Source organism: Alkaliphilus sp. B6464 (assembly GCF_018141165.1).
Taxonomy (GTDB): domain Bacteria; phylum Bacillota; class Clostridia; order Peptostreptococcales; family Natronincolaceae; genus Alkaliphilus_B.
Map to the genome: position 1 here is coordinate 1,467,463 of NZ_CP058557.1, position 23,095 is coordinate 1,490,557.

22 protein-coding genes are annotated in these 23,095 nt (G+C 31.9%); 21 read left to right on the top strand and 1 reads right to left on the bottom strand.

Going from position 1 to position 23,095, the window contains the following annotated elements; genetic code table 11:
- Positions 1–43: 43 nt before the first annotated feature.
- The 13 genes from HYG84_RS07060 to spoIIR all read left to right on the top strand — a co-directional run bounded on the left by HYG84_RS07060 (position 44) and on the right by spoIIR (position 11,557).
- Positions 44–1,087 carry a tetratricopeptide repeat protein gene (locus HYG84_RS07060; RefSeq protein WP_212381606.1) on the top strand — a complete coding sequence of 348 codons (1,044 nt, stop codon included), beginning with the start codon at positions 44–46 and terminating at the stop codon, positions 1,085–1,087.
- Positions 1,088–1,151: 64 nt separating this feature from the next.
- Positions 1,152–1,685, top strand: a complete 534-nt coding sequence (locus HYG84_RS07065; RefSeq protein ID WP_212381608.1) for a metalloprotease family protein — start codon at positions 1,152–1,154, stop codon at positions 1,683–1,685.
- Between the two features lie 243 nt (positions 1,686–1,928).
- Positions 1,929–3,503 carry a DUF3794 and LysM peptidoglycan-binding domain-containing protein gene (locus HYG84_RS07070; protein WP_212381610.1) on the top strand — a complete coding sequence of 525 codons (1,575 nt, stop codon included), beginning with the start codon at positions 1,929–1,931 and terminating at the stop codon, positions 3,501–3,503.
- Between the two features lie 122 nt (positions 3,504–3,625).
- A complete protein-coding gene (gene ispE / locus HYG84_RS07075) occupies positions 3,626–4,504 on the top strand; it encodes a 4-(cytidine 5'-diphospho)-2-C-methyl-D-erythritol kinase (protein WP_212381611.1) in 879 nt (292 codons plus the stop codon).
- On the top strand, positions 4,497–5,177 hold the full coding sequence (locus HYG84_RS07080; RefSeq protein WP_212381614.1) for a GntR family transcriptional regulator: 681 nt from the start codon (positions 4,497–4,499) through the stop codon (positions 5,175–5,177). The genes ispE and HYG84_RS07080 overlap by 8 nt, the downstream gene beginning before the upstream one ends.
- Positions 5,178–5,238: 61 nt before the next feature.
- Complete coding sequence (locus HYG84_RS07085; protein WP_212381615.1) at positions 5,239–5,973, top strand: nucleotidyltransferase family protein; 735 nt, start codon at positions 5,239–5,241, stop codon at positions 5,971–5,973.
- Positions 5,974–6,143: 170 nt separating this feature from the next.
- Entirely contained in the window at positions 6,144–6,455 is a 312-nt protein-coding gene (locus tag HYG84_RS07090; RefSeq protein ID WP_212381617.1) for a GerAB/ArcD/ProY family transporter, read from the top strand.
- A complete protein-coding gene (locus HYG84_RS07095) occupies positions 6,452–6,670 on the top strand; it encodes a hypothetical protein (protein ID WP_212381619.1) in 219 nt (72 codons plus the stop codon). Before HYG84_RS07090 ends, HYG84_RS07095 begins: the two co-directional genes overlap by 4 nt.
- Positions 6,671–6,697: 27 nt before the next feature.
- Positions 6,698–6,904, top strand: a complete 207-nt coding sequence (locus HYG84_RS07100) for a CLC_0170 family protein (protein WP_212381621.1) — start codon at positions 6,698–6,700, stop codon at positions 6,902–6,904.
- A gap of 17 nt (positions 6,905–6,921) precedes the next feature.
- On the top strand, positions 6,922–8,502 hold the full coding sequence (locus HYG84_RS07105) for a spore germination protein (protein WP_212381623.1): 1,581 nt from the start codon (positions 6,922–6,924) through the stop codon (positions 8,500–8,502).
- Positions 8,503–8,508: 6 nt separating this feature from the next.
- Positions 8,509–9,618, top strand: coding sequence for a GerAB/ArcD/ProY family transporter (locus HYG84_RS07110; protein ID WP_212381625.1), 1,110 nt, complete (start codon positions 8,509–8,511; stop codon positions 9,616–9,618).
- A complete protein-coding gene (locus HYG84_RS07115) occupies positions 9,611–10,783 on the top strand; it encodes a Ger(x)C family spore germination protein (RefSeq protein WP_212381627.1) in 1,173 nt (390 codons plus the stop codon). Before HYG84_RS07110 ends, HYG84_RS07115 begins: the two co-directional genes overlap by 8 nt.
- 90 nt (positions 10,784–10,873) lie before the next feature.
- Positions 10,874–11,557: a stage II sporulation protein R gene (spoIIR, locus tag HYG84_RS07120; protein WP_212381629.1), complete on the top strand. Its 684-nt coding sequence runs from the start codon at positions 10,874–10,876 to the stop codon at positions 11,555–11,557.
- 110 nt (positions 11,558–11,667) lie between these two features.
- Here spoIIR and HYG84_RS07125 read toward each other — a convergent pair whose 3' ends face one another.
- Entirely contained in the window at positions 11,668–12,219 is a 552-nt protein-coding gene (locus HYG84_RS07125; protein WP_212381631.1) for a cupin domain-containing protein, read from the bottom strand.
- A 274-nt stretch (positions 12,220–12,493) separates the two neighbouring features.
- On the opposite strand from HYG84_RS07125, the gene HYG84_RS07130 reads away from it, so the two are divergent.
- The 8 genes from HYG84_RS07130 (at position 12,494) to HYG84_RS07165 (ending at position 22,883) form a co-directional block, all read left to right on the top strand.
- The gene (locus HYG84_RS07130) at positions 12,494–13,714 is read left to right on the top strand and encodes a DUF819 family protein (RefSeq protein WP_212381633.1); all 1,221 of its coding nucleotides are present in this window, start codon (positions 12,494–12,496) and stop codon (positions 13,712–13,714) included.
- Between the two features lie 58 nt (positions 13,715–13,772).
- The gene (locus HYG84_RS07135) at positions 13,773–14,747 is read left to right on the top strand and encodes a dipeptidase (RefSeq protein WP_212381634.1); all 975 of its coding nucleotides are present in this window, start codon (positions 13,773–13,775) and stop codon (positions 14,745–14,747) included.
- Between the two features lie 426 nt (positions 14,748–15,173).
- Positions 15,174–16,265, top strand: a complete 1,092-nt coding sequence (locus HYG84_RS07140) for a D-alanine--D-alanine ligase family protein (RefSeq protein ID WP_212382116.1) — start codon at positions 15,174–15,176, stop codon at positions 16,263–16,265.
- A 21-nt stretch (positions 16,266–16,286) separates the two neighbouring features.
- On the top strand, positions 16,287–16,712 hold the full coding sequence (locus HYG84_RS07145; protein ID WP_212381636.1) for a DUF1934 domain-containing protein: 426 nt from the start codon (positions 16,287–16,289) through the stop codon (positions 16,710–16,712).
- Positions 16,713–16,812: 100 nt separating this feature from the next.
- A complete protein-coding gene (locus tag HYG84_RS07150) occupies positions 16,813–17,454 on the top strand; it encodes a cyclodeaminase/cyclohydrolase family protein (RefSeq protein ID WP_212381638.1) in 642 nt (213 codons plus the stop codon).
- 114 nt (positions 17,455–17,568) lie between these two features.
- Complete coding sequence (locus tag HYG84_RS07155; RefSeq protein ID WP_212381640.1) at positions 17,569–19,236, top strand: PucR family transcriptional regulator; 1,668 nt, start codon at positions 17,569–17,571, stop codon at positions 19,234–19,236.
- A gap of 116 nt (positions 19,237–19,352) precedes the next feature.
- On the top strand, positions 19,353–21,353 hold the full coding sequence (locus HYG84_RS07160; protein WP_212381642.1) for a methyl-accepting chemotaxis protein: 2,001 nt from the start codon (positions 19,353–19,355) through the stop codon (positions 21,351–21,353).
- A gap of 168 nt (positions 21,354–21,521) precedes the next feature.
- Complete coding sequence (locus HYG84_RS07165; RefSeq protein WP_212381644.1) at positions 21,522–22,883, top strand: MATE family efflux transporter; 1,362 nt, start codon at positions 21,522–21,524, stop codon at positions 22,881–22,883.
- The last annotated feature ends 212 nt before the right edge of the window (positions 22,884–23,095 follow it).

Sequence of the window (23,095 nt, forward strand, 5' to 3'; positions counted from 1 at the left end):
TTTTATTTTAAAGTTATATTATCTATGGAAGGAGGCTAAAAATGTGTCGGAAGAAGTAATGGAGCAGGATTATGTCGATGATGGAGTATGTAAAAACTGTAATAGTCCCAATGTTGAGGAAGGATATAATCTAGCACTATGTAGAGAGTGTAGAGAAGAATTTGTTAGGAGACCCATACCTCTGTGGGTTAAGGGATTTATTATAATATTAATATCTACATTTATTGCTGGTATAATGAGATTTCCTCAAACATTAATCAGTGGTATTGCCTATGAAAGAGGGAAAAAGGCAGAAACAGCCCATAAATACAAAACAGCTATGGAGGAGTATGAAAAGGCATTAGAACAGTATCCAGATTCCACATTAATATTAGCTAAATTGGCGGTTACCTACTATCATAATAATAAAATTGAAGAAGTCATTAATACTATTGATATAATTGCTGGTAGGGATCTTGACGAACAGGATTTAGTTGAGGAAGTTAATGAAATTATGGATAAAATATCTAGAAATTTTTATCCAAGTGAGGAGTTAGTAAACGTATTAGATCAATATGATTTAGGAACCCAAGAGTTTTTTAATGAATTAGAAAATTGGGTCAATAAAAATCCAGATGATGTTTTTGCCATTTATTATTTAGCTAATATTTATTATGATCAAGAAAGATATGATGAATCAGAAGAGTACATGAATAAAATACTTAGTATTGATCCCACATTTTATGATGGCTATTTATTTCTTTCTGCGCTTTATAGGGAAAGAGGCGAGTTCGATCGAGGCATTGAATATTGCAACAAAGTTTTAGAACATAATATTGAAGATCCACGTGCTTATGTTGGATTAAGTAGAATTGAACTTAAAAGATATGAAGATAAAGCAGCATTGGACTTTGCAAAAAAGGCTCATGAGATTAGTCCGCAGGAACCATATTTTATATCAAATCTTGCTTTAGTATATCATTATAATGGTATGGAAGAAGAAAGAAATAAAACAATGGATTTACTTAGGAATCAGCAAAATGAGTACAGTGATAGGGAAATAGAATGGTTAGAAGATGTTATTTCGGGGCTTATCAAACTAAGATAGTAGATAATATAGGAAAAATGTTGAATTGTATTTATACTTATAAATATGAGAGGAGGTAGAATTAATGTATATAATACCAGGTTTTTTGGTTTCTATAGCAACCTTTCCAGGTGTAATTGTTCACGAACTTGCACATCAGTTGTTTTGTAGAATTACAAGGGTTGCAGTATTAGATGTTTGTTATTTTAGCCTAAAAAATCCAGCCGGATATGTAACACATGAGGTTCCTACAGAGCCTATTAAACAGTTATTAATAGGAATAGGACCATTTTTAATTAATACTACACTAGGTGCTTTGATAGCTCTTCCAGGAGCTATACCAGTAATTAGGTTTGGTGATGGTCATACAATAGATTATTTTTTTATATGGCTAGGTATTTCTATAGCAATGCACTCTTTTCCCAGTATTCAAGATGCTAAAAATATTTGGAGTGGAATTAAAAAAGAAGAAACACCAATGTGGATTAGAATATTAGCTACACCTATTGTTGGACTTATTTATCTATGCACTATTGCATCTGTATTATGGTTTGATGTTATTTATGGTCTGTTTGTAGCTATGTTAATTCCAAATATTGTTATAAAGCTATTGGCTTAGTTATTAAGTATCCGTTTAAATCTATAATATTATTGAGATTAAGGTTAATTCCTTTAAATAGAATAGCAAAAAAGAAGTGAAAATCCGGCATTTTCACTTCTTTTTTTTATTTAACAACATATATATGTAAAAGAGAAATTTTATTGGACTAACTAAAATAGTAATAAACTTTTTAACATATTTTGTACACAACAAAATATAGTATAGTAAGGATTTTAAAAGATTTCGGGAGGAGGCAAACATATGTCTGTTGAACTAATAAGAGATTTATTTAAACTGGATCAAGTAGTAGGTGAAAATATTGCTCAGACGATTGTAGAAGGAGATATTCTAGTACCTGATACAAAGCCTGATATTACAAGAGTTTTATCTGCCGATGGTAAAGTGCAATTAACTAAGCAAGAGGTAATGGATAACAGAATTGCTGTAGAAGGGACTACATATTTTAAGATTTTATATGTTTCTGAAAAAGGAGAACAACCTCTTTACAGCATAGATAGTAGCACAGAATTTAAGCAAAGCCTTGAAATGGAAGGTATTAATTCTAAAATGAAGGGTGAAGTAGTAGCAGAAGTTGAACATATTGACTTTCATATAAACAACGATAGGAAAATTGGGGTAAAGGCTGTAATTAACTTAATCGGTAAAGGTATTGAAGAAAAGACTATGGAAATTACTAAGGATCTTGCAGGCCTAGAGGATATTCAGGTGTTAAAGGAAACATTCCAATACACTGATATTGTAGGAGTCAACAAATCAGAAACATTAGTAAAAGATAACTTCGAAATAGATGAAGATGAATATGAGATTAAAGAAATTTTAAAATGGGACGCTACAGTATTAGAGAGGGAAACCAAAATTACCGATGGAAAAGTAATTGTAGGTGGTATAGTAAATATCGATTTACTATATGTTGACGAAGATGATGAAAATCCATTAAAGATGATTAAAAGAGAGATTCCATTTACTCACTTTGTAGAAATTACGGATGCCTTTAGCGATATGAAATATAAATTAAAACTTTCTGTTGACGAACTTTACTATGATATTAAAGAGAATATTCGCGGTGAGAGAAAGATAGTAGAAATTGAAGGGGTAATAAAAGTAGAGGCTAAGGTTATGGACACTCAAAGTAGGGAGATATTAGTTGATACATATTCACCAAGTAAAGCGCTTAAAATCAACAAAAAACAAATTGAATTAAATGAAAATATTGGTATGAATAGAGCACATGTACTTTTGAGAGAAACCTTAGATATACCTCATGGCCATCCTCCTATTAATGAAGTATTTTCTGTTAATGTTAAACCAATTTTAACAGATTATAGTCTTGTAGTAGATAAAACTATGATAGAAGGAATATTAGAAGCTACAATTATGTATAAGGCAATAGAAGGAATACAACCTTTATATAGCTTTATCCAGGAAGTTCCATTTAAACATTATGTTGATCTTGAAGGTCTACAAGAAGATATGGAAGCTGAAGTTGAATTATTTATAGAAGAAACAAACTATAATGTTATAAATGGAGAACAGGTTGAGCTGAAGATAAATGTAGGAGCTACCTGTGAAGCATATTGTAAAAAAGTTATAGATGTAATTGCAAATATTGATGAATTAGAAGAAGATGTTAATATAACGTCAAGACCGAGTTTAACTATATATTTTATGCAACCTGAGGACACTCTGTGGAAGGTTGCTAAAAGATATCATACGACTGTACAAAGGATTATGGAAACAAATCAAATTGAGAATCCAGTAGCTGTTAAGGCTGGAGATCATATTATTATTGAAAAAGTTCACAACTTTAAGCTATAGTAAAAAGGGCTGTCCTATTGACAGTCCTTTTATACTTTTGTTAAGTATTGCAGAAAAAGCCCCTATTAATATATAATAATAGATGATTTACCAGATATAATGTTGGTTGAGGAGAGAAAACAATGAAACAGATAAATTTGAGATCTAGGGCAAAGATTAACCTATCATTAGATGTGATAGGTAGAAGACCTGATGGTTACCATGAAGTAGAAATGATTATGCAGCAAATAAATTTATATGACAATATATGTATTAGAGAAAGAGATGATAAAGAAATAAAAATCTTCACCAACTGTGAATATATTCCTAAAAATGTTTCGAATATTGCATATAAAGCAGCGGATAGGCTCCGAAGAGTATTATCTATTTCTAAGGGTGTAGATATCTATATAGATAAGCAAATTCCAGTAGCAGCTGGGCTAGCAGGCGGGAGCTCTAATGCAGCCGCAGTTTTAAAAGGCCTTAATCATCTATGGGATCTAAGACTTTCCACAAAAGAGCTTATGGATATAGGGGTAACCATTGGAGCAGATGTTCCATTTTGTATTCTAGGAGGAACTGCCTTAGCAAAAGGTATAGGAGATAAGCTGACTCCTATAGATTCTAATATTAAAAATACTTGGATAGTATTAGCTAAACCTCCCATTTCTGTATCCACTGGGGAAGTATACGGACAGTTAGATTTGTCTAAAATAACAGATAGACCTAATACAACTCAATTAGTTGATGCTATTAAAGAGGGTAATATTTATGCCCTATCAGGTAATATGGGTAATATATTAGAAACTGTAACAGAAACAAAATATAATATTATTACTGAGATTAAAAGAAAAATGATGGAATATAACGCCTTAGGGGCGATGATGTCTGGAAGTGGTCCTACAGTTTTTGGTATATATAAAAATTATGAAAAAGCAAAATCCGCATATGAACATCTATCCTTATTTTATAAACAAACATATATGGTTCAAACCTATAATGGAGGTAAAAAAATTGGATAATTTAGAAAAGCTACATATAGAAAATTACAAGCCTTTAAGGGAAATCGTTTTTGAATATTTAAGACAATCAATATTAGATGGTAAGCTAGAACCTGGAAAAAGACTGATGGAAATCCAGATGGCAGAGCAGTTGGGAGTTAGTAGAACACCTGTAAGGGAAGCTATACGAAAACTAGAACTTGAAGGTCTAGTAGTTATGGTTCCTAGAAGGGGCGCCTATGTTGCAGATGTTTCAATAAAGGATGTATTAGAGGTATTAGAAGTAAGAATGGTATTGGAAGGATTAGCGGCATCTTTAGCAGCAGAAAGAATGTCTGACGATGAAATTAATGAACTTATATCTGTTTGTGATGAATTTAAATCTTATTACGAAGAAGATAATATTGAAGGAATGATCCAGAAAGATGTGGAGTTCCATGATCGTATTTTTAGTTCCACAGGCAACAATAAGCTGAATCAAATTTCTCAAGGTTTAAGAGAACAAATCTATCGCTTTCGTGTTCGTTATATTTCCCGGTATAATAAGGCTAAAGAACTTGTAGACGAGCATCAGGCTTTATTAGATGCAATATGTAATAGAGATCCAGACAAGGCCTATAAATGTGGAATGAAGCATATAGAAAATCTAACTGACCATATGATGGAGCAGTTAGAAATCTATAAAGAAGAATAAAAATAATAGTTTGAATGTTAGAACTTTTAGGTAAGCATTTGATAGGTTAGGGGGTTAACTAATGAAAGCCATTATATTAGCAGGCGAAGGGGAGCAGGACATTGAATATTTTGGACAAGGAAAAGCATTAATTAATTTTAAAGGGAAGCCTTTAATAGAGTATACTATTAATGCCTTAACCCAGTCAGAAATGATAGATTATATATTAGTTGTAGGCAATAAAGAGCTCTTAACTCCATATATAGGTAATAGGGTAGATGAAATAATTAATCAAGAAAAGAATATGTTAGATAATCTAATAAAAGGCATATCCTATTTTGATAAGAATGAAAAAATTCTAATATCTACCTGTGATATACCATTAATTACTTCTCAGGCTGTACAGGACTTTATGATTAAGTCCCTTAATTTAAATGCTGACCTATGTTATCCTATTATTGAAAGATCGATATGTGAAGGTAACTATCCGGATGCTAAACGTACATATGCTTCTTTAAAAGAAGGAGACTTTACTGGAGGCAATTTAATAATGGTTAATCCACTTAAAGTTAAATCTGTTGAGAATCATATTAGACTCCTTATAAAGCATAGAAAAAATCCATTAAAAATGACAAGAGCGTTAGGACCAAAGATTGTTTTACAAATGCTCTTAAAGCGTCTTACAATTGAAAAACTTGAAATCTATATAAAAGAAAGATTTAATATAGAGGGCAGAGCACTAATTATCCCCTACCCCGAAGTTGGCAGTGATATAGATCGTATAGAAGACATTGAGATATTAGAAAAATATATTTAAAAAACCTAAGGAAAACCTTATTCCTTAGGTTTTTTATTGTTATAAATGAATATAAAAATGTAAAAGTGTAAAGATTATTAAATAATATTTCAGATATAGAAAGCAAAACACATGTACTTGATGATATATAAGTTCTCTTAAATAAGTAATAAATGGGGGGAGGTGTTATAGTGAATAAAAGTGAGAAGCTATCAGGTTTTGAGATGGTTACGATATTAACTTTATTAATGGTAGGTACCGGTATTCTATCTCTACCCAGGTTTTTACTTGAAGCCTCCGAAGTAGATACTTGGTTAATAATATTATCAGGAGGAATAATTCTAGCTATAGTTGCATTTATATATGGGTATATTATAATCCGATTCCCTGGTAAGGGATACTTTGAAATACTTTCAATAACTTTAACTAGACCTATCGCATGTATATTATCCATTCCTATTTACCTAATTGTATGGCTAATAGTGTATTACTTGATCAAATGACTGGATATAGAGAAAATAACTTTTTCTCGGTATGTCAGCTACCACTTATTTATTTAGCTGCTATGCTTCCGAGCAATATTACTCATATATATGTGATTTTAGATGGAACTACTAAATATTTAGGTCCTTTATTTGTATTTATAGTGCCAACACTTATTTTAATAGTAATGGGGATGAAAAGCTTAAAAAATAAAGTAGTAGAATCTGAGTCCTAGTTTAGAAAATTAAAAGGAGAATTAACTATGAACATAATTTTATATTATATTAAGGCATTATTTAACGTTAATATGCTAGTTATATTTATATTAGTAGGACTATTTTTGCTCTTAAGAGATGTTCCACTTTTAAAAAAAAGAAAGCTTAATAAGGAAAGTACAATTGCAAAGATATTAGCTTATACATATATATTTGGAAGTATTGCTTTATTCATAATTGGAAAGATGATATAGACTTAGGAGGAATTTAGATGAGCCTATGGGAAAAGCTATTTGGTAAAAAAAATGAAAATCAAAATATAAAACTGCAAGAAACTAAGGTAGATAAAAACCTCGACAAAAATCTTGAGTCTATTAAAAATATGCTAGTAGACTGTGATGATATTGTATATAGAGAGTTTAAAATAGGAACAGATGAAAGCTATAGAGCAACACTGATATATATAGATGGTATGGCAGATAAGGATTTACTAAATGACTATGTACTTAAAAATTCAATGGTATCTAGCCGAATTACTCCTCCTAATGAGAAATTTATTAAAAAGGAACTAAGTAATATTCTAAAGGATAAGACTCTAACCATAACAGAGATGAAGGAAGTAGAGACTATTGAACAGGGTGTTTTAGATATATTAAGTGGAGATACAGTACTTATACTAGATAATTATGAAAAACTAATTATTATTGCATCTAAGGGGTGGGATGGCAGGTCTATTTCTCAACCTGAAACAGAATCCGTTATTAGGGGACCTCGGGAGGGTTTTGTAGAGAGCCTTAGAGTTAATACTGCCTTAGTTAGAAGAAGAATTAGGGATCATAAGTTAAAATTAAAGGGGTACAAAATTGGAAAAAGATCCCAAAGTGATGTGTGTGTTATGTATATTGAAGATATAGTTAATCAAGATGCATTAAAAGAGCTGAATAAAAGGCTAATGGCAATAGATATAGATGCAATAATTGATAGTGGATATATAGAACAGCTTATAGAGGATAACTGGCGATCACCATTTCCACAAATACAAATTACAGAAAGGCCAGATGTTGCATCAGCGGCTCTATACGAGGGTAAGATTACAATTATAGTGGACAATAGCCCTTTTGTCCTAATAGTGCCATCTACTTTAAATGCTATGATGCAATCTGCTGAAGATTACTATGAGCGCTGGGGTATTGCTACATTTATTAGAATTTTAAGATATATTGGCGCTGTCATATCTCTATATGCTCCAGCACTATATATTGCAATTACATCCTTCCATCCTCAAATGCTCCCTTCTAAGCTGTCTATGTCAATAGCAGCTAATAGAGCTGGGGTTCCATTCCCTTCTGTAATAGAGGCTATTATTATGGAAATAACCCTAGAAATATTAAGGGAGGCAGGGATACGACTTCCTGGGCCCATAGGAGCGACTATAGGTATTGTAGGTGGTCTTGTAGTTGGGCAGGCAGCAGTAGAAGCGGGAATAGTAGGACCTATAATGGTAATTATAGTAGCTATAACTGCCATATCATCCTTTGCTATTCCAAGCTATAGCATGGCAATTGGTCTTAGACTATTAAGATTTTTACTAATAATTATATCTGCAATTTTAGGTCTATACGGTATTATGCTAGGAACAATAGTAATACTAATACATTTGTGCAGCCTAAAGAGCTTCGGAGTCCCATATTTATCTCCTTATACAGCCTATATTACACAACATACAGATTTAAAGGACACATTTTTTAAGGCTCCATTACCATCTATGCATAATAGAGATACAACAGCTAATAAAAATCAAAGTAAAAGAATGCAGGATCTTAGAGACGAGGATTTTAATAAAGAGGAGTGAAGATAGATGCAAGACAATAATGATATCATCCCAATAGGGCAGATGATATTTATTTTAATGATAGCTATGGTAGGAGCAGGTATACTTACTTTACCTCGAGATCTGGCGGAGATAGTACCTTATGATCATTGGATTGTTTTATTGGCTGGAGGGTTGGTAGCAATAGTAGGGGCTCTAATACATGGTGCAATTATAAGACTAAAACCTAGAAAGCAATATTTTGAAATCCTTTGCGATGCATTAACCAAGCCTATTGCCTATATAGTAGGGCTTACATATGTATTATATTTAGTAGGATTTATTGGATTACTTACAAGGATTTTCGGTGAAGTTATAAAGGTGTATTTACTTACAAATACACCTTTAGAGGTAATAACCATAAGCATATTGGCTGCGGCTATTTATTCAGCAAGAAAAGGAATAGAAGTATTAGGAAGAATGATGCAGTTTGGATTTCCATCTGTTGTAACAACTATAGTGTTTATATTTGCTTTATCCTTTACGAGATCAGATTTTGCAAATTTACTTCCGGTATTTGAAATCACCCCTGCTGAAATTTTAAAGGGTACACCTACTACTATACTTAGTTTTATAGGTATTGAAATGATACTTTTTTTCGGGGTACACTTGGAACAACCTAAAAAGGCTACAAAGGCTTATATTGCTGTTGTTGCAATATTGTTGTTTTACATGCTAATTGTAACAGCGACCCTTGCGCAATTTGGGCCTATACAAGTGAAATCTTTACTTTGGCCAACATTAGACTTGTTTGACACTATAGAATTGCCTGGACTTTTTATAGAAAATATCCAGGTAGTAGTTATGAGCCTATGGGTGTTAACTATATTTTCTACTACAGCCCCTATGTTTTTAGCAGCGACAGTTATGACCGAGTCATTAACTGGCTCTAAAGATCATGCTTATTTAGCTGCACCATTTTTGCCACTTGTATATCTTGTTTCTATAATTCCTGAAAATATATCTAAGACATATGAAATCATGAATATATATACTAGATATGTTGCAAGTGCTATGATTTTTGTAGTTCCACTAATTGTTTTAATATCTTTAGTTATACAAAAAAAACTAAGGAGGGAGGAAAAGGTTAATGTATAAAAGGAAAGCTATTTTTCTACTATTAATTTCATTTTTACTAACTGGATGTTGGGATAAAGTAGAAATAGAAGATAGAGCTCACATTAACGCTGTAGGCATTGACAAATATAGTTCTTCTGCCGAGGACGATAAGGTAGCAGATATAGATGAACAGACAAAAGAGGCTAAAGAAGCTAAGGATACTGAAAGAAATAAGTATACCTTTACATTTTCATTTCCAGACGAAACCAAGAAGGAAGGGGCAGATATTACTATTGCAACTGTTGGAGATGCTCTATATAGTGTATCTAGAATAATGGCAGACCGTACTAATAAAGAAATATTTTTAGGACATCTAAGGACTGTGATTATAGATGTAGATGTTGCTAAAGACTCAAAATCATTTCGAGAAATATTAGATGGAATAGAAAACAATGAGCTTTTAAGTAGAAGGGTTGTACTTGCAATGACAGATGATTCAGCAGGGGATATTATTAAGGTTAAGCCAACCATGCAGCCAAGGGTGGGACAATTTATTGCAGAACTATTTAGAAGAAGAGATAGAACTCCTAGAGCACCTAGCGGATCTGTAGGGGATATACTTAAAGATCTACATGAAACAGGAAACGCACTTATACCTAGAATAACAGCTGGAAAAACTGATGTAAAGGTGGCTGGTGCTGGCATAATTAGCGACTATCAGTTTAAGGGTTGGTTAGGAGAGATAGAAACTGCACTATTAATGCTTTTGAAGGGTGAAACTCGTATATTAGGAGGCATGAGAGTCGACTACAAGGGGTATAGTATTCCTATTGATATGAGGCCTAAAAAACCTAAAATGAGCCTAATCGACGATGAGAGTAATATGAAAATTTTAATAGAAATAGAGGCAGAGGCAGACGTTAAGCAAACATATTTTGAGTCTAAGGAAGATATGTTAAAAGCTGAAGTTATTAAAGAAGTAGAAGAACTGGCTAATAGAGAAATAAAGAAAAGAACAGAAGAAACAATACATAAAATTCAAAAAGAGTTTGGAGTAGACGTAATAGGGGTGGATAGATTTTTAAGACAACGCCACTATAGTTTGTGGAAAAGTTTAGAAAAGGATTGGAGAGATATTTTTCCGAATATAGATATTGAAGTAAAGATGGATGTTAAAATACGAAGGATAGGTTTGATTAGGTAGTAGGTTATATAAAATATACTTGTATAAAATTTCCCCTAATTGTACATAATGAGAGTATAACAATCAAATGGATGAAAAGGGGAAATGAAGATGTATAGAAAATGGGCTAATAAATTAGTAGTATGTTTTTTAATGGGATTAGTTTTGATAAATGTTCTATATGTAAATGAGGAAGTCGAGGCTCTAGAAAGAAGGGGAGAAAACTTAATACGTTTCCATGTGTTGGCTAATAGTGATTCTCCAGAGGATCAGGAGCTAAAGCTTAAAGTAAGAGATAAAGTAATAGACGCAATGGCCGAAGAATTAGGGAAGTCTAAAGATGTAGATCAAACTAGAGAAATTTTAGCAGCTAATTTAGAAAAAATAGAAGAAGTTGCTAAAGCAGAGATAGAGCGAAATGGAGAAAGTTATGGTGTAAGAGCATCTTTAGGGGAGCATAAATTTCCAACTAAAAGATATGGTAATGTGGTTTTCCCTGCAGGGGTATATGAGGCACTGCGTATAGAAATAGGTAAGGCGGAAGGGCAAAATTGGTGGTGTGTAATGTTTCCGCCACTATGCTTTGTAGACGTAAAGCATGGGTTGACAGATGAAAAAACAAAGCAAGAATTAAAAAGTGCCTTAACGGAGGAAGAGTATTATCTAGTATATAGTAGTGTAAATGAAAAGGAGCTACCACTTCAATTAAAATCTAAAGTGTTTGAAATCTTTGAACAATCTAAAGGACAGATTAAGGTGCAAGTTAACCGTTTAGCCTCCATATTTGAAATATAAAGTTTATAAAAGGGCAGCTATCTAATTTACTTGAATAGCTACCCTTTTATTATTTGTCTATTTAACAACTATGCATTAAAATTCTCTAAAACTTTTTTATTACATAAGAATTAAAAGCTAGGTGGCGTCATAGCCCACATAGAAATACACATACTATCTCCTATATTTATATATCTATGGGGTATCGCACTATCTAGATAGATACTATCACCTTTTTCAAGTATGTAATCTCTATTTGTAGTTTTTACAAGTAATCTCCCTTCCAATACTATTCCACATTCTTCACCATCATGACTTATTAATTCTTTAGTTGAGGAATCATCTTTTTGAAGGGTTATGCAAAGAAATTCAATTTTTCTATTTAAATCGGGAGAGAGCAATTCATATACTGCATTAGAATCTGAAATTACAAGTTTTTTTCTATTTTCTTTCTTTACTATAGGATTTATGGCAACCTTATTTTCTTCATCAAAAAAATATCCTATTGAAACATTAAGGGTTCTTGCAATTTTCCATAAAGAGGCTACGGAAGGAACAACTATATTTCTTTCAATCTGACTAATAAGTCCTGTGCTGAGCTCTGCGGCCTTTGAAAGATCTGATATACTCATATTTAAATCTTTTCTAAGTAATCTTATCTTTGATCCTATATCTATATTCAAAAAATATCACCTCTATATTTTGGTATTATTGTTATTTAATTAGTATTTTATCATAGCTAGTATAGCTTATTCAAACTATGAAATGATATTTATCTAATTTATTCAATATATTAAAAAAATTTCAGTATACTTGAAGGAATTTAAGAAATGATGCAGAAATATATAAATATATAGAATATTAACTCAATAATAAAATATTCTATATATTGCAAAATATTATTTTGTAGGAATAGTTATGATATTTTGTATACAAATATTTTAAAGGAGTGGTTATATGTTTAGCGGTACTTTAATTAGCCCAGACAGCACGTGGATATTGTGGGCTATACTCACAGGATGGGCGGCAGTTAGTATTTGGTTAGAACAAAAATACAGTTGGGCATCAAAAATAACAGGTGCTATAATTGCACTTATAGGTGCTATGATTCTTGCGAATTTAGGTGTTATCCCTACTGATTCACCTGTATATGATCAGGTTTGGGGATATGTAGTTCCTTTAGCGATTCCATTACTTCTTTTCAATGCAAATATAAAAAAGATATGGAAAGAAAGTGGACGTATACTAATCATATATCTTATAAGTTCAGTAGGAACAATGATAGGAGCATTTGTAGGCTTTCTATTATTGAAGGATGTAGTACCTTCATTATATAAGGTAGGAGCTATGATGGCAGGATCTTATATAGGTGGAGGCGTTAACTTTGTAGCTATGGCAGATGCCTTTGATGCACCAGGAGAATTAGTTTCTGCAGCTGTAGTTGCAGATAATCTACTGATGGCTTTATACTTTTTCGTACTTATTGCTATACCTTCTATGACATTTTTTAGAAAGCATTTTAAACATCCATATATAGATGAAATGGAGAGCCAAGTAGCAACAACTAAAGAAGGAGAAACACAAGCAGCTTCATATTGGGGAAGAAAAGAAATATCTCTAAAAGATATTGCATTTGCTATAGGTTCATCTTTTATCATTGTTGCAGTTTCAAGAGAAATAGCAGGTTTACTAGGTTCTATTATACCTACTGGAAATTTTATAGGAAATTTATTTAATGGTCTATTAGGTAATCAGTATCTCATTATGACGACTTTAACCATGTTATTAGCAACATATGCTCACAATTTCTTTGGTAAAATCAGTGGAGCGCAGGAAATAGGAACGTATTTAATTTACATATTCTTTGTTGTAATAGGTGTTCCAGCTTCAATACCTGTAATTTTATCAAAATCACCGTTATTGCTGGTATTCAGCGCAATAATGGTTTTAGTAAACATGGCAGTTACATTAATCTTTGCTAAGTTACTTAAATTTAATCTTGAGGAAGCTATACTTGCATCAAATGCTAACATTGGTGGACCGACCACAGCAGCAGCTATGGCTATTGCAAAAGGATGGACCGCATTAATAGTACCTATACTACTAGTAGGAACATTAGGCTATGTAATAGGAAATTATTTCGGTATATTTATGGGTAATATATTACAAATGCTTTAACAAAATAGCCAAGTAGGGAAGAAATTTCTTTCCTACTTACTTTTTAGGAGATGGTAAGATGATTTTTGATGGACATGCTGATATTTGGACAGATGTTGCTATAAGAAGACAAAAAGGTATTTCAGATGTCTTTAAAAAAGTTCATTTAGAAAGATTTAATAAAGGTGAAATCAATGGAGGGATCTTTGTAATTTGGGCTGATCCTCCGTATAATAATGAACCACAAAAAAGAGTTTTTGAAATCATAGAGCATACTGCTATAGAAATAATGGAGAATCGAGATATATTTAAAATTATAAAAAAGACTAAAGATTTTGACACGGCAATAAGCAGCGGCAGAATGCCAATCATAATAGGAATTGAAGGACTTAGTGCTTTAGGATCAAATTTTAATTTGCTTAATTTATTATATATGTTTGGTGTAAGACATGCATCTCTAACATGGAATGAGGAAAATAAGTTTGCAACTGGCGTGAAAGGATCATCTAATAGGGGATTGACCGAATATGGAATCCAAGCAGTAAAAAAAATTGAAGATTTAGGTATTATACTGGATGTATCTCATTTAAATGAAAAGAGTTTTTGGGATGTTTATAGGTATTCAAATAAACCTTTTATCGCTTCCCATTCAAACTGTAGGAGTTTATGTGATGTTCCAAGAAATCTAACAGATAAGCAATTGAAGGCAATAGCAGAAAAAGGTGGATTAGTAGGAGTTAATGCTTTTAGGGAGTTTGTACATGTTGAAGAGGACAAGCAAGACATCGAGCACCTTGCAGACCATATTGACCACATGGTAGAAGTTATGGGAATTGATTGTGTTGGGTTTGGTTTTGATTTCTTTGACTATCTCGGAGACGAGACTAAAAATAGTTTTGCTGGTAGTGGAAATATAGGGGTTAAAGGGATTGAAGATACTACAAAAGCAAAAAACATTATAAGGATTATGGAAAAACGTGGATATAGTAAAGATGATATTGAAAAAATAAGTTATAAGAATTTTTATAGGATTATAAATCAAATTTTAAAATAATTGAGGAAATTGCATATTTAACTTTTTATAAAAAATTTTATATATACTGTATATTTAAAGCGATCAACATACAATATATAGTTGTTTTAATTTCAGACTTTGAATTATGCAATTTCCTCAATTAAATAAACAAAGCATTATTTAGTTTAAAAAGTGCTAAAAGTACTAAAAGTACTTATCGCTCATATTAATGACAAACCCACAAGTTTTTTACTCGCAGGTTTGTCATTTTTATGTTATTTCTTAAAAAATATATTATCCTGAGGATTTTGATGTTATCTTTATTAATTGTTAATAGATATATTTGCTAATGAAGTATTTTTACTAGATTTAAACATGGATATACTCATGTAAAAATGTTGAATAATAAGATGAACAAAGGTAGAATATTAATTATATAAGAAAGAAGGTGTCAATGTGAGAAAGATGAATGTTATGGTAATATTCGGTGGAAAATCAGGAGAACATGAGGTTTCATTAATGTCAGCTACCTCTATACTTAGGGCAATGAATAAGGATAAATACAATATTATTACTGTTGGAATTACTAAAGAAGGTGTTTGGAAGTTATATGAAGGACCTATAGATGAGATTCAAAGTGGAGCTTGGGAGAAAACTGCAGATGAAGGATCAGAAAATGCAGGTTTAAATACACATATGTCCTTGTTGCCAACTGAGAAAGGCAATGGAATGATAGCTTTTGGTAATGGAAGAATTGAAAAAGTAGACGTTGTTTTTCCAGTTCTTCATGGTCCATTTGGAGAAGATGGAACAATACAGGGGTTATTTGAAATGATAAACATACCCTATGTAGGAACAGGGGTTTTAGCTTCTTCTGTAGCAATGGATAAAGCAATATCGAAAAAACTTTTACAGGTAGATAGCATTCCACAGGCAAAGTATGGTGTAGTTATGTTTAAGGAATATAAAAAAGATAAGATGGAAGTTATATCTAAAATAGAAGCAAAATTCAAATATCCTATTTTTGTTAAGCCTGCTAATATGGGATCAAGCGTAGGTATAACAAAGGCTAATACTAGAGAAAAACTAAAGGAAGCTATTGAACTAGCAGGAGAATATGATAGGAAGATTGTAATAGAGGAAACTATTATTGGTAAGGAGATAGAATGTTCTGTGCTAGGAAATGATGATCCTATTGCATCTCTACCAGCAGAAATAATACCATCAGCGGAGTTTTATGACTATAATGATAAATATTTTGCAGGGACTAGTAAATTTGTAATACCAGCTAACTTACCAGAGAGTATACTTAATGAGGTAAGAGATATGGCTATTAGGGTATATAAGCTTTTAGATTGCAGCGGACTATCTAGGGTAGATTTTTTTGTTGAAAGTACTACTAATCGTGTTTTACTTAACGAAGTTAATACAATGCCAGGGTTTACAAAGATTAGCATGTATCCTAAAATGTGGGAAGCTACAGGAATTAAATACGAAGATTTAATAGATAGATTAATAGAACTAGCTATTGAACGTTTTAACGAGAGAGCTAATTAATATAAGAGAAGGATGAGTAAAATGAAATCTACACGTATGATAAGGGTTATAGGGATACAACAGAATTCTGATGGTGAGGAAAGTACAATTGAACTAACTACAGAAGGTTCTTTTTATAAAAAAAATGGTAGTTACTATATTCTTTATGATGAGTCAGAAATTTCAGGAATGGAGGGATCCACAACTAGAATAAAGATAGAAAACAATAACAAAGTATCTATGAAACGTTCTGGAGCCTCTGCTGTAGATTTTATATTTGAGCAGGGAAAAAAATATGAGAGTAATTATATGACTGCCTATGGGGACTTTACTATGAAGGTAACCACAAATGTATTAGATGTAGAAATTAGTGAAGAAACAGGAAAGGGCAAAATAGATATAGATTATGATTTGAAAATTTTAGGAGGCGTAAGAACTTCTAATAAATTACAAATACAATTGATGTAGTTTTGTATTTAATAAGGGTAATATAGACGAAATATCTTTAGTATGATAAAGTGGTAATGAAAACTGAAAATTAAAAACATTTATGCGAGGGGGAAGATTTATGTTATTGGTTGACAGACCTATTAGAGAGTTTGTAGATGCGGTAGAAAGCAAAGAGCCAACGCCAGGGGGTGGAAGTGTAGCTGCTTTAGCAGGAAGTCTTGGAGCTGCTCTTACAGCAATGGTTGGTAATTTAACCTTTGGTAGAAAAGCCTATGAATCCTTAGATGAAGCAACAAAGGCGACTTTAAATAATAATTTTAATGAGGTTGCTAAACTAAAAGATAGATTAAATAAACTAGTGGATAAAGATGTAGAAGCTTTTGAAGGGTTTATGCAAGCTCTAAAAATGCCAAAGGAAACAGAAGAGGAAAAGACAGCAAGGAAGAAAGCTATGGAAAGAGCAACAATAGAGGCTCTTGAAGTACCACTAACAACTGCTAATGAATGTCTGAGCATACTTAAATTGCAAAAAGTATTTGCTAATTATGGAAATGTAAATGCAATTACAGATGTAGGTGTGGGAGCATTAATGGCTTATGCTGGAGTAGAGGGAGCTTTATTTAACGTAATTATAAACTTACAAGGCTTAAGTGATAATACTTATGTCGAAGCGAAAAAGACAGAGTGTGATAATATTTTAGCTGAAGCTAAAAAGCTTAAAGAAGAGGTACTGTCCATTACTTATTCTAAATTAGCGTAATGTAAATAGTAGAAGAAACAAGGAGATTATATAGATTTCCCTGTTTCTTTTTTGTTTAAAATAATAAAGGATTTTTTCTAAATATTTAGAACTGTACAAAGGGGGTGGGGAATAATGAGAAGGCAGAATGGGATTACTGTTGAAGATGTTTTAAAAATGGAATGTATGGAAAAGTGCAAGCTAATCGCAGGATTTAATGGGTTGCATAATACAGTTTCAAAGGTAAATATTATGGCAGATCCAGAAATTTTAGATTGGGTAGATCAAGGGGAATTTTTGCTAACTACAGCCTATTCCTTTAAACTCGGAGGACTAGAAGAACAAAAATTATTTATAAAAGAATGTGCAAACAAAGGGTTAGCAGGTATAGGAATAAAGATATATCCATATTTAGAGTCCTTTCCAATTGAAATTATTGAACTGGCCAACGGACTAAATCTTCCCATTATAGACTTACACTATGGAACTCCCTTTAGTGATATAATGACACCTGTTTTTAAGGAAATTTTTAACAAGCAGACCTCACTGCTTCAACGATTAGAAAGAGCCCACGAGCAATTGATGGATGTAGTACTAGAAGGTGGAACTATAGGGGATATTGGAAGAGTAACCTGTGAAAATTTAAGAAATCCTCTTATAATTAAAATTGGGTTTCCAGATCAATGGTTTTTACAATTGGAGTCTATTGATAATATTACGAAAAATATTTTATTTGAAAATGCAAAAAAATTTTATGATCCTAATTCTACAAAAAGTGGCGAAAGAAAGTTGAATGAAGGAATAGAAATAATTGAAGGGAAGCCTATACGAAGGATGGTAATGCCTATTGTTCTAAAAGACAGTATATATGGGCATATTTTCTCTTGGGCTATAAATACTCCACTAGGGGGATTTGATCTTTCTGTATTAGAAAATACATCAACCATAATTTCCTTAGAAATATTAAAGCAACTTTCCGTAAGAGATGTTGAAAATAGATATAGATCGGAATTTTTGGAAGACCTACTTTCTATGGAGGAAAAAAGAAAGGAAAAGGCAGAGGAACGAGCTCACTTATTTAAGCTAGATATTAATGACACCTTCATTATAGTGTTGATACATACTGATGAAAAAGAAGAAATTATGGTTGATAATTTTGATCACAGACTAGTAACTTTACATAGCGCTTTGGAAGGATTAATAGAAGGACATAGTTTAAATGGTTTTGTCGCTAGGAAAACTGACAGTATATATATGTTATTAGCTTTTCATAATAAAAAGAAAATAGATTTTACTATTAAATCATTTAGCATCGATTTGGAAAATTTATTAAAGAAAAGATTTGAAAAGCTTAATTATAAAATAGGAATAGGAAGGGCTTATGAAGGTTTAAGAGAGGTACATAAAAGCTATATGGACTCTTTAAAGGCTATACAAGCTGGGGAAATACTAAATGAAAGATCTTTAGTATTTTTTGAAGATCTGGGTGTATATAAAATACTTTTTCAAGATCACTTGTATGACGAGCTAAATAGATTCTATAATATGACTATTAAGCCACTTGCAGCTTATGATGAAAAAAAATCGACAGAATTAGTTAAAACCCTAGAAGCTTATTTTATGTACAATGGCAATTTAAAAAGGATTTCAGAAGTGCTTTTTACCCACTACAATACTACACTTTATCGTATTGAAAGGATACAGAAAATTACAGGTCTCAACCTAGAAAACCCAGAACATAGGCTGAACTTACAAATAGGACTTAAAATTAAAAAGTTATTAGGTAATATATCTAAAATATAGTATGAAAATAATAATATCTCGATAAATTTTTTGTCTAAAAATAACTAAAATTGTAAAGATATTTAAGAAATCCGCCGATATACATTAAACAACGAATAATGGGAGGGTTTGATAATATGAAAAGTATACGAAATAAATTAATCGCTATTTTCACACTAATATTACTAATTACATCATTAACATTAGGCTTTGTATCTATTCAAACTGCTTCAAATAAGCTTATTGATGAGGAGAGTGAGTTCTTAGAAGCTTTATCTATACAAGCCTCAAAGTATATTGAAGCAAGAACCAATCACCAATTAAGCCATATTGAAACATTAGCGGCCAATATGGATTTAATCGACGGTCTATCCTGGGAGAAGAAGGTTGATTTTTTTGAAAGAGAAGCGAAAAGGTCAGGTTATAATAATTTTACTATGATAGATTTGAGTGGTAATTCAACTACTATAGATGATAAGATGACTAGTACTAATGTAAGCCATAGAGATTATTTCAAAAAGGCATTGTCTGGAGTACCTGCTATGTCCGATGTTATAATTAGTAATGTAGATAATAATACAATTATTGTATATGCATCTCCAATTATTCAAAATGGACAAGTAATAGGAGTATTAAACGGTGCTAGAAAAGGAGACATACTGAGTGAGATTGTAAGTGATATGGAGTATGGAAAAACTGGAACTTTTTTCATAGTGAATGAAACTGGAACCATTATAGGAGATATAGATAGGGACTTGGTTATGCAACAGTATAATCCTATAGAAGAATCGAAAAATGATCCTGCTTCAGAATCTTTAGCTAATTTTATTGAAAGTAGTATTTCAGAAAAGACATCTGGAACAGGAAGTTATACGTATAAAGGAATAGAAAAAATGTCAGCCTTTGCTCCAATAGGTGATAGTGGATGGACTATATTTGTAGGAATAGAGAAACAAGAAGTATTATCAGGTATAAATCAACTAAGAAACAACTTGGGTTTATTTACATTAATGGCAATTGTAGTAGGGGCACTAATCACATTTTTTGTTAGTAAAAGTATTGCAGCACCAATAGTGTTGCTTACAGGTTTCGCAGAGAAGGTGGCTAATTTAGATATTACTGAAGATGTAGAAAACAAACTTCTTTTGAGAAAAGATGAAATAGGAGGATTAGGTCGTGCATTTAAAGAAATAATATACAGTTTGAGAGAATTTATAAAAAATGTATCCTATAATTCTGAGTACCTAGCATCCTCCTCGGAAGAGCTAACCGCTGTTACTCAACAGTTAGTTGTTACAGGCGAAGAAGTAGGCAGAACTATTGAAGAAATTGCAAAAGGGGCAAATGATCAAGCAAAGGATACTGAAGAAGGTGCAACTAATATTGATGAATTAGGTAAGCAAATATTCAAAAATCGTCAAGATATATTAAGCTTAAGCAGTGCATCGGAAGAAGTAAATATTCTAAAGGATGAAGGTTTAAATATATTAACTGAGCTTGTAGAAAAAAATAAAGAGTGTAACATGGCAATGAAGGAAGTAGGAGAAATTATTGCTAATACGAATAAAAGTGCGGAAAAAATAGAAGTTGCCAGTGAGATGGTTAAAAATATAACACAGCAGACTAATTTATTGGCGCTAAATGCAGCAATTGAGGCGGCACGAGCAGGAGAAGCTGGTAAGGGATTTGCGGTAGTGGCAGATGAAATAAGAAAACTATCCGAACAATCCAATCAATTTACACAGCAAATTACTGATATAGTGGTAGATTTAACTAATAAAACTGGTCAAGCTGTAAATACTATGGGCGAAGTTGATAAAATAGTGATGTCTCAAACTGAGAGTGTAGAACTAACAAATATTAAATTTGAGGGAATCGCTGATGCGATAGACAAAGTAAAGGAAGCGATAGAAGATATTAATCAATCTGGAAATGAGATGGATAGAAAAAAAGAAAGTATTATAGAGACTATCCAAAACCTATCAGCAATATCTGAGGAAAATGCAGCAGGAACAGAAGAAGCAGCGGCTTCTGTAGAAGAACAAATAGCATCTATAGAAGAAATTGCTAATGCTAGTGAATCTTTAGCGAAGCTTGCTGAAGAAATGCAGGAGAGTATTTCTAAATTTAAATATTAGGAGTTAAATAAATATTATCTGTTGACATAATCATAACATTTAGTTATAATACATAAGTAGATTTTTCCAAAATTATAATTGATAAATAATCAGAAGCACATGGGCAGCTTTATAAAACACCCAGTTGCTTCTGTTTTTTTATTTTTGTAGGCAGAGGAGGAATAGGATATGAAGAAACTACTAAAAGATAAGAAATTTTTTATTTTATTGTTTACACTAGCTTTACCGATTACTTTTCAAAATCTGATCAGTTCATCCCTTAATCTAATTGATAATTTGATGATTGGTAAGCTAGGAGAAACAGAAATTGCTGCTGTAGGCTTAATCAATCAGTTCTTTTTTATTTTTATGTTATGTTTATCAGGTATTAATGCTGGGGCCAGTATATTTATGTCTCAATATTGGGGAAAAAAGAATATAGATAGAATAAAAAAGGTATTAGGCTTAAATATTATACTGGGACTATTAACAGCTATTGTATTTTCAATTGTAGGGCTGGCATTTCCTAGTTTTGTAATTAGAGTGTTTACTAAAGATCAACATGTTATTGCTTTAGGTACTACTTATTTAAGATTTGTTGCTTTAGGTTTTGTTATGACGAGTATTACACAAGCATATTCTACTGCATTGAGAAGTACAGAACAACCAAATACTCCTATGTATGCTAGCTTAATAGGGGTTGCTTGTAATGCTATTTTAAACTGGGTATTAATTTTTGGAAACTTAGGTTTTCCTCCAATGGGTGTCAAGGGCGCAGCTATAGCTACAACTATAGCAAGAGGAGCTGAAATGTTTTACGTTTTAATTGTAGTATATGGAATTAATAATATTATTGGTGTAAAGCTTAGAGAAATATTTAGCTTTAATAGAGAATTTGTAATGGTATACTTTAGGACATCATATTCAGTAATTATAAATGAAATTATATGGGCTTTAGGTATGACAGCCTATTCAGTTGTTTATGCTAAAATAAGTATTAGTGCTGTAGCTGGGATGCAAATTGCAACTACAATAAGTAATATTTTTATGGTAGTATGTATTGGTTTAGCTAGTGCCTCTGCTATAATGATAGGAACTCAGATTGGGGCAGAGCATGAAGATATAGCTAAGGACTATGCATTTAAACTAGGAGTATTATCACCTTTTATTGGAATCTTGATAGGAATAGGTATATGGGTTTCTGCTCCTTTTATTTTACAATCCTTTAATATTAGCCACACAACATATCAATCTACTCTTATGGTTTTAAGAATTATGGCAGTATTTTGTCCACTACGCTTCTTTAATGTGCTTATGATAATTGGGGTATTTAGAGGTGGAGGAGATACAACATATTCTATGATAGTCCAGGGAGTTACCCTATGGTTATATGCAATACCACTTTCATTTGTTGCCGCAGTCTATTTTAAAATATCATTGCCTATGGTATACTTTATTATCTGTACAGAAGAAATTATAAAAGCAATCTTTGAGGTTAAAAGATTTCTATCGAATAAATGGATGCGGAATGTAATTGAACAAGCTGTATAGCAATAAAATGTTAAAAATTATTATAAATATTTAAAGTTATATAAATCACCTAGTACTATTTTGAAATAGACACTAGGTGATTTATTAATATTTAATTTCTATAGTTCTATTTAAAAGAATGTAAGAATAAAAATAAGGAAAGGACAGACTAATTAAATTAACTAAACACTTTCTCTACATAAGAAATTATCAGAATATTTAAAATTATAGAA